The organism is Acinetobacter soli (assembly GCF_018139125.1).
GTDB lineage: Bacteria > Pseudomonadota > Gammaproteobacteria > Pseudomonadales > Moraxellaceae > Acinetobacter > Acinetobacter soli.
Genome location: NZ_CP073241.1, coordinates 3,001,396 through 3,014,309, shown reverse-complemented (window position 1 = coordinate 3,014,309; position 12,914 = coordinate 3,001,396). Strand labels below are relative to the sequence as shown.

The 12,914-nt window shown below is 46.1% G+C and carries 12 protein-coding genes; 4 read left to right on the top strand and 8 right to left on the bottom strand.

Going from position 1 to position 12,914, the window contains the following annotated elements; all coding sequences use genetic code 11:
- Positions 1 to 31 precede the first annotated feature (31 nt).
- Together KCV09_RS13820 and KCV09_RS13815 are read right to left on the bottom strand one after the other, a co-directional pair.
- Positions 32 to 1,282, bottom strand: coding sequence for a dicarboxylate/amino acid:cation symporter (locus tag KCV09_RS13820; RefSeq protein ID WP_025095669.1), 1,251 nt, complete (start codon positions 1,280 to 1,282; stop codon positions 32 to 34).
- 79 nt (positions 1,283 to 1,361) lie between these two features.
- A complete protein-coding gene (locus tag KCV09_RS13815) occupies positions 1,362 to 2,234 on the bottom strand; it encodes an acyl-CoA thioesterase (RefSeq protein WP_004934510.1) in 873 nt (290 codons plus the stop codon).
- 281 nt (positions 2,235 to 2,515) lie between these two features.
- Between KCV09_RS13815 and plsB the strand changes: the two genes are divergently transcribed.
- A complete protein-coding gene (gene plsB, locus KCV09_RS13810; protein WP_212515290.1) occupies positions 2,516 to 5,083 on the top strand; it encodes a glycerol-3-phosphate 1-O-acyltransferase PlsB in 2,568 nt (855 codons plus the stop codon).
- 39 nt (positions 5,084 to 5,122) lie between these two features.
- Here plsB and KCV09_RS13805 read toward each other — a convergent pair whose 3' ends face one another.
- Positions 5,123 to 6,112, bottom strand: a complete 990-nt coding sequence (locus KCV09_RS13805) for a putative solute-binding protein (RefSeq protein ID WP_228301563.1) — start codon at positions 6,110 to 6,112, stop codon at positions 5,123 to 5,125.
- A gap of 117 nt (positions 6,113 to 6,229) precedes the next feature.
- On the bottom strand, positions 6,230 to 7,057 hold the full coding sequence (locus KCV09_RS13800; protein ID WP_212515289.1) for an NAD(P)H-binding protein: 828 nt from the start codon (positions 7,055 to 7,057) through the stop codon (positions 6,230 to 6,232).
- Between the two features lie 23 nt (positions 7,058 to 7,080).
- Here KCV09_RS13800 and recG point away from each other — a divergent pair, with 23 nt between their 5' ends.
- Positions 7,081 to 9,126 (top strand): ATP-dependent DNA helicase RecG, encoded by a 2,046-nt coding sequence (recG, locus tag KCV09_RS13795; RefSeq protein ID WP_151746503.1) that lies wholly within the window; start codon positions 7,081 to 7,083, stop codon positions 9,124 to 9,126.
- Positions 9,113 to 9,769: a ComF family protein gene (locus KCV09_RS13790; RefSeq protein ID WP_048763050.1), complete on the top strand. Its 657-nt coding sequence runs from the start codon at positions 9,113 to 9,115 to the stop codon at positions 9,767 to 9,769. Before recG ends, KCV09_RS13790 begins: the two co-directional genes overlap by 14 nt.
- Here KCV09_RS13790 and KCV09_RS13785 read toward each other — a convergent pair.
- Both KCV09_RS13785 and KCV09_RS13780 read right to left on the bottom strand, forming a co-directional pair.
- Complete coding sequence (locus tag KCV09_RS13785) at positions 9,721 to 10,194, bottom strand: NUDIX hydrolase (protein WP_171495897.1); 474 nt, start codon at positions 10,192 to 10,194, stop codon at positions 9,721 to 9,723. The two genes, KCV09_RS13790 and KCV09_RS13785, sit on opposite strands and share 49 nt — an antisense overlap.
- Positions 10,164 to 10,748 carry an LOG family protein gene (locus KCV09_RS13780; protein WP_025095676.1) on the bottom strand — a complete coding sequence of 195 codons (585 nt, stop codon included), beginning with the start codon at positions 10,746 to 10,748 and terminating at the stop codon, positions 10,164 to 10,166. Before KCV09_RS13780 ends, KCV09_RS13785 begins: the two co-directional genes overlap by 31 nt.
- A 157-nt stretch (positions 10,749 to 10,905) precedes the next feature.
- Here KCV09_RS13780 and KCV09_RS13775 point away from each other — a divergent pair, with 157 nt between their 5' ends.
- Positions 10,906 to 11,919: a CorA family divalent cation transporter gene (locus tag KCV09_RS13775; RefSeq protein WP_004934494.1), complete on the top strand. Its 1,014-nt coding sequence runs from the start codon at positions 10,906 to 10,908 to the stop codon at positions 11,917 to 11,919.
- Positions 11,920 to 11,964: 45 nt separating this feature from the next.
- On the opposite strand, the gene KCV09_RS13770 is transcribed toward KCV09_RS13775, so the two are convergent.
- Both KCV09_RS13770 and KCV09_RS13765 read right to left on the bottom strand, forming a co-directional pair.
- Positions 11,965 to 12,252: an STAS domain-containing protein gene (locus tag KCV09_RS13770; protein ID WP_025095677.1), complete on the bottom strand. Its 288-nt coding sequence runs from the start codon at positions 12,250 to 12,252 to the stop codon at positions 11,965 to 11,967.
- Positions 12,253 to 12,264: 12 nt separating this feature from the next.
- Positions 12,265 to 12,897 (bottom strand): MlaC/ttg2D family ABC transporter substrate-binding protein, encoded by a 633-nt coding sequence (locus tag KCV09_RS13765; protein ID WP_004934488.1) that lies wholly within the window; start codon positions 12,895 to 12,897, stop codon positions 12,265 to 12,267.
- Positions 12,898 to 12,914: the final 17 nt, after the last annotated feature.

Sequence of the window (12,914 nt, the reverse complement as noted above, 5' to 3'; positions counted from 1 at the left end):
AAAAAGCAGATCTTAAGATCTGCTTTTTTCATTAGGAAAGTTCAGTGGATTGGGGTTCGGCTTGTTTGGCATAGCGATCGACCACAACACTGATCATCATATCGCCTTGTACATTCACTACTGTCCGCACGGTATCCAGAATCCGATCAATCGGTAGCAGTATCGCAATCGCTTCAGCAGGTAATCCGACCGATTGCAATACCATGATCATGGTGACCATTCCTGCACTTGGAATGCCTGGGGCACCCAACGAGGCAATCATGGCCGTTAGACACACAATCAATTGCTGGGTCAGGCTCAAATCCATCCCGATTAGATTGGCAATAAATAAGGCCGCCGCCGCTTCATAGAGTGCTGTGCCATCCATATTTAACTGGGTTCCCAGTGGAATCACAAATCCGGCTGTTTGTGGTCGAACTTTCAGATTTTCCTGCGCACATTTCATACTTAAGGGCATGGTAGCCGAGCTCGAACTGGTTGCAAATGCAGTAATCAGAGCCAGTCGCGTGCCTTTGAAAAAGGTGATTGGATTCATTTTTCCAAAGATCCACAATAACAGTGGCAAGACCACTGCACCATGAAAAATCGTGGTTCCTGTCACCACTAAAGCAAATTCAGCCAGACTCCCCAGCACTTTTAAATCTTCAGTGGCGATGAGTTTGGCCAGCAATGCCAAGATTCCAAGGGGTGCCAGTTTCATCACCCAGCCGACCAGCATCATCATGATATCGAAGAGTTGTACACTGAGCACACGGACCGACTGAAAGCGATCACCACCTTTGATCAGTGCGGCACCCAATAGTAAAGCAAAGACCACCACTGCCAGCACATTCCCTTCAGCAAAGGCTTTAAAAGGATTGATCAGAGTATTTTGAATAAAGTTGGTGAGAAAACTCGAAGGCGTCAGGGTATCTGGCGTTTGATGATTTTGCATGGCGTCTGCAAATATACCAATATCCATGCCCTGCCCAACAGAGAACAAATGTGCACAGCCAATTCCCAAAATCAGCGCAAAAGTGGTGGTGGTAAAACAGCATAACGCGGTAATTTTCCACACTCGATTGAACTGCCCACTGGCTTGCAGGTTAGACACCCCCACCACAATTGAGGTAAAAATCAGCGGAATCAGCAGCATTTTAAGTAGGCCAATAAAGATACTACTGATCAGACTTAAGATATATAAACTGCTGGAAAAGAATGCGGTTTCAGGGTTTAGGCTCAGTACGAGTCCGAATACAACCCCAATCACCGCAGCAATAAAAATCTGCATGTTTAAGCTCATAATGCATCATTTTTTTAATTCGTTAGCCGCAATATGACACGCTCTACTCGAAGAATCGAGTGCTTTTTAACATCTGAAATTATTGAGTTTCAATTTCACGCAAGCGGATTAAACCTTCTTGAACCGTACTACACACCAACATGCCGTTTTGCCACATGCGTCCAAAGTTCAACCCTCTTGAGCTGCTGCTGACAGTGGCATCCATGTCGTACAGCATCCATTCGTCTGCACGGACTGGACGATGGAAATAAATCGTATGATCGATACTGGCACACTGTAGGCTTGGCGAAATATAGCTAAGTCCATGCGGCTTGAGTGCAGTGGTCATGAGGGTAAAATCTGAATAAAATGCCACGATTGCCTGATGTAGGGCCACTTGATCCATCTCACCACGAATTTGATCATGCGTGCGAATGTAATGTGCATTAGTGGGCGCTTGGGGCTGTGGCTGAAATGGATTTACGGGATCAATTGGACGAATCTCGACATGACGCTCGCGCATGAAGCTGGCACGGACGTTTTCGGGAATAAAATCAATCATGCCTTGTTTGAGTTCGGCTTCCGATTTTACGTCTTCAGGTGCAGGATAAACTGGCGCATCATTTTGATAGTTGAGGCCTTCTTCGGGTGCAACAAAAGACACCATGGCAGAAAAAATGGTACGACCATGCTGAATGGCACGCACTTCACGGCTAACAAAACTTTTACCATCGCGTAGCGGATTCACTTCGTATACGATCGGCGCGTGGATATCGCCACCATATAAAAAATAGGCATGCAAGGAATGAGCCGGACGATCCGTGGTATACGATGCAGCACGAAGTGCCTGGCCGAGTACCTGACCGCCAAACACGCGTTTGCCAACCAAGTTGCGACTCATGCCGCGATACAGATTTTCTTCGAGCTTTTCCAGTGATAAAAGTTCAACCAGTTCTTGGGTCAATGTATTCATGGAATGCCTTTTCTATGTCAAAATTAAAAATAGCGCGAGAGTGAATGCGTAATGATCTTTGAACTATTTTGCCATAAATCCAGCGTTTCAGCTTTGGCATTAAATGCGTCACAGATCACACTTCACATTACCAATTGTCAGTATAAATACGATTTTTAACGATAAACGCTAGCACTCTGCATACAAATTAGCAGAAAATAGCGCATTGTTTTTGCAAATCAATTCATCACATTGTACCCGGTCTGCGTGGCTGGGGTTTGGTTGTTTGAGTAGGAGATTTTATGTCCAAGCATGGCTTCGGTCAGATGTATCGACGGCTTTCCAGTAAGTTGCTAGACCTTGTGGTCACTCCACATGTTCTTGGGGAGGTCCCTGCTGAACCAACTCCATCCGCAGCATCAGAAGCATCTCTTTCGCCTAAGATTGTGTGCTATGTACTGCAAAACTACTCACGTAGTAATGCCTTGGTGGTCGACAGTGAAACGCGACGCCTGCACTTAAAACCTGCGCTCGATCCTTTACATGTGGCTGAGCATCAGGAAAAGGCTTCGGTACTGTTTTTACAGCATCATGATGAGCGTAATCTGCTAAATCCACCGCCACATGCATTTCCGCCACGATTATTGCGTTTGATTGAGGTATTGGAAAAATATCCAGATGCCGATATCGAACTGGTGCCTGTTACAGTCTTGTGGGGACGTGCACCGGATAAAGAAGATTCATGGGTGAAGCTGTTGTTTACCGACACGTGGGCAACCCCAAGCAAAATCAAGCAACTGGTGAATATTGGTTTACACGGACGCCAGTCTTATCTTGAGTTTCATGAATCTCAATCGCTTCGTCAGTTGGTGGAATATGCCAAGACACATTATCCGAATTTGTCTCCGGCCACCTATATCATCAGCACCTTAAATGATTTTCTAGATCGTCAGCGTGAAGTGGTGCTTGGCCCGGATTTATCTGATCGACGCAATGTGATGGAATCACTGATTAAGGCACGCGATGTGCAAGATGCAATTCGCCGTGAAAGTATTCGCTCTAAAATCAGCATGCTAGAAGCCGAGAGTCGTGCCATTGGTTATCTCAATGAAATCGTATCGGATTATTCGCATTCTGCCGTGCGTTTTGCCGATATGGCTCTCACCCGTCTTTGGACACAGCTTTACGATGGCGTTGAGGTGCATAACTTCAGCACCGTGCGCGAACTTGCCAAAGACTACGAGATTATTTATACCCCTTGTCATCGTAGTCATATCGACTATCTGCTGCTGTCGTATGTGATTTATAAACGTGGTCTGATGGTGCCGTACATTGCCGCAGGCGATAACCTGAACTTACCTTTTGTCGGGCAGTTACTGCGTGGTGGCGGTGCATTCTTTATTCGTCGCTCTTTCCGTGGCAATGGCCTGTATACATCGGTATTTAAAGAATATCTGTACAGCATTTTGTCTCGCAACACGCCACTGGAATACTTCATTGAAGGCGGTCGTTCACGTACAGGTCGTTTATTGCCTCCTAAAACCGGCATGCTGGCCATGACCATTCACGGCCATTTACGTGGCCGTGCCAAGCCGATTGTGTTTTTACCGACCTACATTGGTTATGAGCGCCTGATGGAAGGCTCAACCTATGTAGGCGAAATGCAAGGAAATCCAAAAGAAGCGGAATCGGTACTAGGCATTTTAAAAACCCTGCGTAAAATCGAGCGAATTTTTGGTAAGGTTCATGTCAACTTTGGTGAGCCAGTTTTTCTCGATGATATGCTCAAAGCGCACAATGCCGATCAGATCAAAATTGAGAAAAATGATGATCCGCTGCCAAATGAAGTTTCGCAGGCCATTAACAGTTCAGCACATGCCATTTTAGAAAATATTAACCGTGCAGTTGTGATTAATCCGGTGTCGCTGTTGTCACTAATTTTACTGGCTACACCAAAGCACACGCTCGATGAAGAATTGTGTATTAAGCAGCTCGATGCCTATCGCAACTTGATGGCTCAGCAGCCTTACGATGAACGTAGTCAAGTAACTTCGTTGTCGGGCAAAGAAATCATTGCCTACGGTTTGAAGTTAAAGTTGATCAAGCGTGTTCAGCATGCATTGGGCGATATTATTGCGATTGAAGACAATCAGGCGGTATTACTGACCTACTTCCGTAATAATATTCTGCATGCGTTTGTGTTGCCGTCACTGGTGGCTTCACTGGTTGAACACAATGGTAAAGTCAGCCGTAAAGATTTGCACAATGTCATTCGCACCTTGTATCCGTTCTTACAAGCCGAGCTATTTTTGAAATGGTCCCGCGACGCGTTGATCACAGAAATTGATCGTTATGTCGATGCGCTTATTGCATCGGGTGTGATTGAAATCGATCAAGACGGTGATCTGGTCAGCTTGGCACCAAACTCGGAAGAACATAATCAGCTGGTGATTCTGGCTGCACCCGTGAAGCAAAGTCTAGAGCGCTATTACATGACTTTGGCTTTAATTGCTCAGCGTGGCTCTGGCAATATTTCGGCCAAGCAAGTGGAAGACTTAAGTCATTTGCTCGGACAGCGTTTATCGGTGCTGTATGAGTTCAACTCGCCAGAATTTTTTGATAAGGCACTGTTTCAAAGCTTCCTGAAAGTACTGACCCAGCAAGGTTATATCAAAACCAATTCTGAAGGTGCGATTGAGTTTGACCGCAACTTTAGCAATATGGCTGAAGGCGCCAAACTGGTCCTCGATGAAGCCACTTTGCAGATGCTGCAGCACATTACAACGTTTAGCGATGAAGAGCTAAAGAGTGCGCTCGAAGCGATGGCATCTCAACAAGCCAAGCGTCGTTTAAAACGTAAAAAGAAATAATCGTTTTGATGGTACAGTCTAGTTCGCTAGGCTGTACCTTTAACGAAATTGACATTCGAAATAACGTGGATCATCCATACAGCGCAAGCGTAAAATTAAAGCCACAAAGGCCGGATCGTAATATTTCGAGCGAATAAACTGTTGACGCACTCTGGCTAGAATCAATTCATACGCCTGCTTCTCTCTATAAGATACATCCATCCAATAATACGACGATATACCATTTTCCCAGCGAATCGTCTGTGCAATCAAACTGGCGCTATGCAAGGCAAACCAACTTCGCATACTTTGACCAAAGCCTTTTGGATACTGTGCGTGCCGGATCACCACATTTATCGCCACATAAGACAACGGAAAGTTCACCACACGAATGGACGAACCGAATTCTCGTTCAAGATTGTAAGGTCGTAGCGCAAAAATAGGCGCTGGCAAGATATCAACCTGATTGTGTTTAAAAGCATCCACAGCAGATTCAAGCTGCACGGGTACTGGCTGGGCACGAACTGACTGTACCAGCGCAATTTGTGGTAAATCTGCTGCTAACACTGCAATTTTCTTATTTTTTAAATCACTGACACTGTTAATGTCGGTACGCTTAAGCACCATGTAGGCCATACCCAGCGGAATCATACCCAGCGCTTCAAACTCTCCTTGCACCATGTGCGGCTTAAGGCTCGGATTGCTCAGCATCTGCATAAAACTTTTGGCAACCTGATGACTGGAAACAAAGCCAACACCTGCCGTACCGCCCATAAACTGGTTGTACTGACGGGTATGAAAATTCGTTGCCATCACACCTGAGCAATAGCCCTGATCAAATTGCTTTAGTGCATCTTGCTCATTTTTATAACTTTTCAGCGTAATTTTCACTTGCTGAGACTGCGCGTATTGCGCAATATCTTGAGCACGGCGGCTAATCTCGCCTTGCGGACCGACCGGATCATAGACACACCATGCAGTCTCAAGCGCCCAGCTTTGCACAGCAAGTAAGTAAAGCCCAATTCCCAATAAAACTTTTAATTGCATCATGTCATCGTCTTTTTTTATTTTAATCATTGATATGTTTCAGCATTCACCTTACGGTGTTTGCGCACTGAGCACCATGCCCCAAGTGACATGATGAAAAGTCAGCACAGTCAAGCCAGATTAATCTTGAGCAGTCGGTGCTGTAGAATCGAGCTGAGCACGATACACGCTAAAGCAGTCGGGTAACTGCAACTCATAGCCCGATGCAATAAAATCACGTGCCATAATTCGTTTTCCAGTCAGACACGTACGCTCAAGCCGGAGCTGTGGTAAGTGAAGTTGTAACTGAAACCACTGAATAATTTCATGCAATGGATAAGGCCGCCCATCACTGACCAGATACACGGGTTTAAACGAATCCAGTGTTGTCAGATAAGCCAAAAAGCCAGCCAGATCATCAATATGAATCCGGTTGCTATAATGAACTGCAGGATAAGTCTGGGTACTTTGAGCCAGCTTGCGCATCCGTGTAACTGAATTGCCGTAAATTCCACTTGGTCGAACTACAATACTACGCTGCGGATAGGCTTGATGCCACGCCTGCTCCATGGCAAGTAAATACTTGGCCTGTTCATCGGCAGGCTCGGGAATGGTGTGATCGTCGACCCATTCGCCCGATTGCTGGGCACCATAAACCCGCGTTGAGGAAACCACGACCACACGCTGAACTGGATGATGTTTGAGTACATCTGCAATTGGCTGGACACTCTCCAGATAAGTACGACGGTAATTTGCTGGATCGCTACTTTCAGGAGAAAGTAAAACATATACCCAATCTATAGGGCGACAGCCCGATAAATCGAGTGTATGAATATCTTGCGTTATATGATCTGCAAAATCCGCTGGTTTGGGGTGGCGACTCACGGCGCTAATTTGATGACCGCGCATAAATAATTGTTTAGCAACGCGCTGAGATGTTTTACCATAGCCAATAAATAAAATATGCATCGGACATCCTGAGTTGGAGGGACATGACTTCAGTCCATCATTTGCAAGGCGTTGGAGCGGCAGCCGCCAGTTTACTTGAGAAACTTCATCTGTTTAATACAGACGATTTGTTGTTTCATTTGCCTCGTGATTACGAAGATCGTAGCACGGTTATTGCGATGAACCAACTCGTGGTCGGTCGTACCTACCTGCTAGAGGGATGGGTAAAATCAGTTGATTTTCCACCAGGAAAACGAAAATCCGTGGCTGCACTGGTCCAGGATGATTTTGGTAAAGTGACTTTACGATTTTATTATCTATATAAAGGTTTGACCGATAAACTCACCCCGGGAAATCGCTTACGAATATTTGGTGAAGTACGCGTTGGTGCACGTGGGTTAGAACTGTATCATCCTGAAATACAAGTTATTCGAGAGCATACCCCGCTCCCGAAAACTCAACTGACTGCCATTTATCCGAGCACCGAAGGGCTAACTCAGACCAAGTTAAGAGACTATATTAAACAGGCCTTGGCGCAGTTTAGCGACCAGCTGCCTGAGCTTTTGCCAGAGAAATTTACCAATGGCTATGCTTTAAAAGAAGCATTGCACTACATTCATGAACCACCACTCAATGCCAATATGCAACAGCTGGCGCAAGGATCTCATCCTGCACAGCAGCGTTTGATCTTTGAAGAGCTGGTGGCACATCAAATTAGTTTGCTGACCCGCCGTGCCTATATTCGCCAGATTGCCGCCCCACCCTTTTCCTACAGTCAGGTTTTGGCTAAAGCCTTACTGGCACAGCTACCCTTTCATATGACGCAAGCTCAAAAGCGGGTATCTCATGAAATTGCCAAAGATTTGCAGCGCCCCGAGCCGATGCTGCGGCTGGTACAAGGTGATGTCGGTGCAGGTAAAACCTTGGTGGCTGCTGTGGCTGCTTGCCATGCGCTGGAAGCAGAGTGGCAAGTTGCGCTGATGGCACCCACTGAAATTCTGGCCGAACAGCATTATCTAAATTTTAAACGCTGGTTTGAACCTTTAAATATTCAAGTGGCATGGTTATCTGGCAAACAAAAGGGCAAAGCCCGAGCACATGCAGAACAATTGATTCAAACTGGTCAAGCGCAGTTGGTGGTCGGAACACATGCGCTATTTCAAGACAATGTCGAATTTGCCAAACTTGGCTTGGTGATTATCGATGAACAACATCGCTTTGGAGTTGATCAGCGTTTGGCACTGCGCAATAAAGGTGTTGATCATCTGACCCCGCATCAGTTAGTGATGACCGCCACACCGATTCCACGTACTCTCGCCATGAGCGCTTATGGAGATCTGGATACCTCGGTGATTGATGAACTTCCCCCGGGACGAACACCGATTCAGACCGTGACCATTCCACTCGATCGACGCGAAGAAGTACTCAATCGAATTGCCAATAACTGTAAAGACGGCAAACAGGCCTATTGGGTGTGCACACTGGTAGAGCAATCTGAAACACTAGATGCGCAAGCAGCGCAAGCCACCTATGAGGAAATTTTGTCACGCTTTCCCGAGCTCAAAGTGGGATTGGTACATGGCAAAATGAAAGCAGACGAAAAGCAGGCAGTCATGGCTGCATTTAAAGCCAACGAATTGCAATTACTGATCGCCACCACTGTAATTGAAGTGGGCGTCGATGTGCCGAATGCCTCGATTATGGTGATTGAAAATGCAGAGCGGCTAGGCTTATCGCAGCTGCATCAGTTACGTGGCCGAGTAGGACGTGGCGCTCAAGCGAGTTTTTGTGTGTTGCTTTACAAGCATCCACTGTCTCAAAATGGTCAAGAGCGTTTGTCTATCTTACGTGAAAGCAATGATGGCTTTGTGATTGCCGAAAAAGACCTTGAACTGCGTGGTCCGGGAGAACTTCTCGGCACCAAACAAACCGGTGACATGAATTTTCGTGTGGCCAAACTGGAGCGAGATGATCATCTTCTTACGCAGGCGCATTATGTCGCGGGGCAAATGCTCAGTGATTATCCGGAACAGGCCGATGCGCTACTAAGACGCTGGTTGCCAGAAGCGCCGCGATATGCCTATGTTTAAGGCAGTGTATCATTCATTACACACGCTCTGGCAGCACACGCGACATTGTCCGCTGTGCGGTCATTCTGCCGCACACAGTCCATACGTCATTTGCACAGATTGCTGGCAAGATCTGCCGTGGCTCAATGATTCGGTGCTGCGCCATGAATTGAACATTCAGGCAGCATGTGAATATGCCGACCCGATCAATCAGATTGTGCAGCAATTTAAATACCATGAAAAACTGCATCATCAGCGCTTACTCACGCAACTGATTTTGCAACTTCCCTTACCGCGGGTTCAGGCCATTGTGCCAATGCCGATTTCGACAGCGCGGCTTTGTGAACGTGGTTATAATCAAGCGATGCTGATTGCTGAAGGTGTCGCCAAACAGCTTAACCTTCCCATATGGCAACCCGTGCTGCGTCGGGCTGAACACACACAAAAGGGCTTAAGCCGATTAGAGCGCATCGCGGGTATTGAGCAGCAATTCGTACCCGATTTGCGTGTGCGCACTCGCTTTCGGCGGGTCATGATTATCGATGATGTAGTCACGACAGGCAGCTCAATTTACGCCTTGTCTCAAGCACTCACCACATTAGGATGCCAACGCATTTATCCGATCTGTGTCGCTGCGGCCTCTGTTTCACGTGAAGCCAGATAATTCACACACCACGGTAAAACTATTTCACGGGTGAGCGGTGCAAGAGGCGTGTGCTGGTCATCTACACTTATCCACTTCATCTGAGCAATTTCGGCTTGAATCTGTGGCTGTCCTTCTAGCTGCAATAAGTATACATCTGCAATCAAGCCGTGATCTGGCTCATTGGCTGCCTGAGTTTCAAAACGACCCAAGCTCTGCACAATGTGGCTATGACATCCGGTTTCTTCAAAGGTTTCACGTATAATCGCCGCTTCACTGGATTCGTTGGCTTCAAGCTTGCCACCCACTTGCATAAAAAACCTGGTATTGCGTTTTCGTACTAGTAAAAGCTGCTGATCATCATTGAAAATAATCGCAGCAGCCACCCGAATGGTTTTCGTAGTCAGATTATCGCTCACGGATGAACCTTGGCATGTTCGCCCCATTTTGGCATGGCGGGTTGATAGTGTTCAAACTGTTCTAAAATACTCTGAATATCATCTGATGCAATCAGCTTCTCGACAAAACGTGATTGAGTGAATCCGTTATCGACGGTGCCCTGAATCATGTTTAAAAGTGCATCGTAAAAGCCACGTACATTTAAAAAGGCACATGGTTTTTGATGAATACCCAGCTGTGCCCATGTCCATTGCTCAAAAATTTCTTCGAGTGTACCTGCGCCACCCGGTAAAGCGATAAAACCATCCGAAAGCTCGGCCATTTTGGTTTTACGCTCATGCATATTTTTTACCACATGTAGTTCGGTTAAATGCGGATGTGCCAACTCACGGTCGACCAATGCAGTTGGAATCACGCCAATTACGCGCCCGCCAGCCTGCAACGCCGAGTCTGCAACAACACCCATAAGTCCCGAACGACCACCACCATACACCAGCGTTTTGCCTTGCTGGGCAATTAGTTGCCCAGTCGCTTGCGCCGCTTGAATAAACACAGGATCAGTACCAACAGCAGAACCACAAAAAATACAAACTGAATTCATAGATTTTTTACCATGTTGTGAAGTTGTCATGCTTACAAAGTAAGCTTTAGAAAGATTTTTTTCAAAATTAACGCAACAACGAGTGTTTTTGACCTAATCCTTGTCTAAAATACACGCATTCATTTACCCCCGTACTGCGCAAGGGAGAAAAGACATTATGCTTGAAGCCTTTTATGCCACAGAGCGCGGTAGTCTGGAAGATGCCACCATCAATGGTGGATTCGATCTGCATCCAGAATTGGTCTGGATTGACCTCATTGCACCCTCTCAAGAAGAACAACAATGGGTACTCGATGCATATGATCGTAATTTACCTACACTGAAATCTCTCGAAGACATTTCTTCATCTGCTCGATTCTACCGCGATGACGATGGAATTTTGCATATCAGTACTTATTTTTTAACGAAAAATAAAAACTATCAAGTTGACGGTGATACAGAAGACAGCAGCAATATTTTGGCGATGGTACAAACTGTCGCATTTATTTTGCATAAAGACCGTCTGTTTACTTTGCGTGGTGAAAAACTGGTGGCGTTTCGGGCCTTTCGTGCCCGTGCGCGGCGTAATGACTATGACATGGATTATAAAGATCCGACATGGATATTACTGGGTTTGCTCGAAGCCAAACTAGACGAGCTTGCGGATATCTTGGAAGATATCCACAAGGATCTTGAAAAATACTCCACAGAAGTTCTGAATAATCATCATCGCGAACAGATGCTGGATCTCGACGACATGATTACCCGTCTGGCTCAACAAGAAGACGTGTTGGGAAAAGCCCAGCTGTGTCTGATTGATTTACGCCGTGTATTAACCTTTTTGGCACGTCCGCGCGCGCTGGGCAGTCATATTTATGATGCCGATATTCGCGAGCTCAGCGAAGATGTTCGCTCGCTGGTCGAACATGATGCCTTCTTGTTTCAAAAGGTGCGTTTCTTACTCGACACCACGTCTGGTTTCATTAACACCGAACAGAACGATACAATTCGTCGCTTCTCGATCTTGCCAAGTATGCTAGCGCCACCGATGCTGGTGGCGAGTATCTACGGCATGAATACACAAGAACTGCCCTTTGCACATGGCGCCATGAGCTTTTTAGTGGTTGCCATGATCATTATGGTGTCATTTGTTGGGCCAATGATTTATTTCCGCTGGAAAAAATGGATTTAAAAAAAGCACTGCCATGGCAGTGCTTTTTTTGTTTTTGAAACTGGCTCAAATCAGTACCAAATCATCTTGCAGATGCGAGGCTTGAATGATCTTGAGCATTTTTGCAGGTACATCTTGAAAATGCAGCCCCTGTGCCTGAGGTGTCGAGCGAAGCCACTGAATTAGCACCGCCAAGGCCAAGGTATTGCCATTTTTCAACTGACTCAGATTCACCACCAAAGGAAAAGTCGAGTGCTGGGCAATCAGTTGATGCCCTTGCTCACACATGGCCTGTGCATTGTCAAAGTCGATTTGCCCAGAAACGACCAACTGCTGATCTAGAAACTGAATCACGTTAAACCTGCATTATTTCTTTTTGACTGCGGCATCCGCATCTGGCTGGAAATTCGCAATGGCTTTATCAAGATCACCACCGTTACGCTTCACGGTTGCCGCAAACTGGTTACGGAACTGCAAGCCTAAATCGATACCAGATACATTGATGTTACGAATTTTCCATTGTGACCCTTTGTCTGCCAACTGGAACGACACTGGAATTTTTTCACCGTTGTTATTGAAGTCTAGCGTCACAACAGGATTTTTACTTCCGGTTTCTTTGTATGGACGCATGGTATAAGACTGGTTGCTGTACTTCGCAAAAGCCGTACCGTAATTTTCAATCAGTGTTTCACGGAAGTTATTTTCAAACTGCGCACGCTGAGCCGCATTACTGTATTGATTGGTTGCATAAGTGCCCATAACAATACGGGTAAAGGCTTGTGAATCAATATACGGATCAAGGTTTTGACGAACGATCGCTTTGACCGCCGCTGGATTGTTTTGCAATTTGGCATGATCGGTTTTCAAACGTGTAATCAGGCCATCTGCAACACGTTTAATAAACGCTGGCGGTGCTTCAGCGGGTGCAGCAAAAGCTGTTCCCATCAACATTGAAGATAAAACACTTGCGGTGAGCGTTTGCTTAAATAATGTATTCATGTGCATGCTTCCTAATA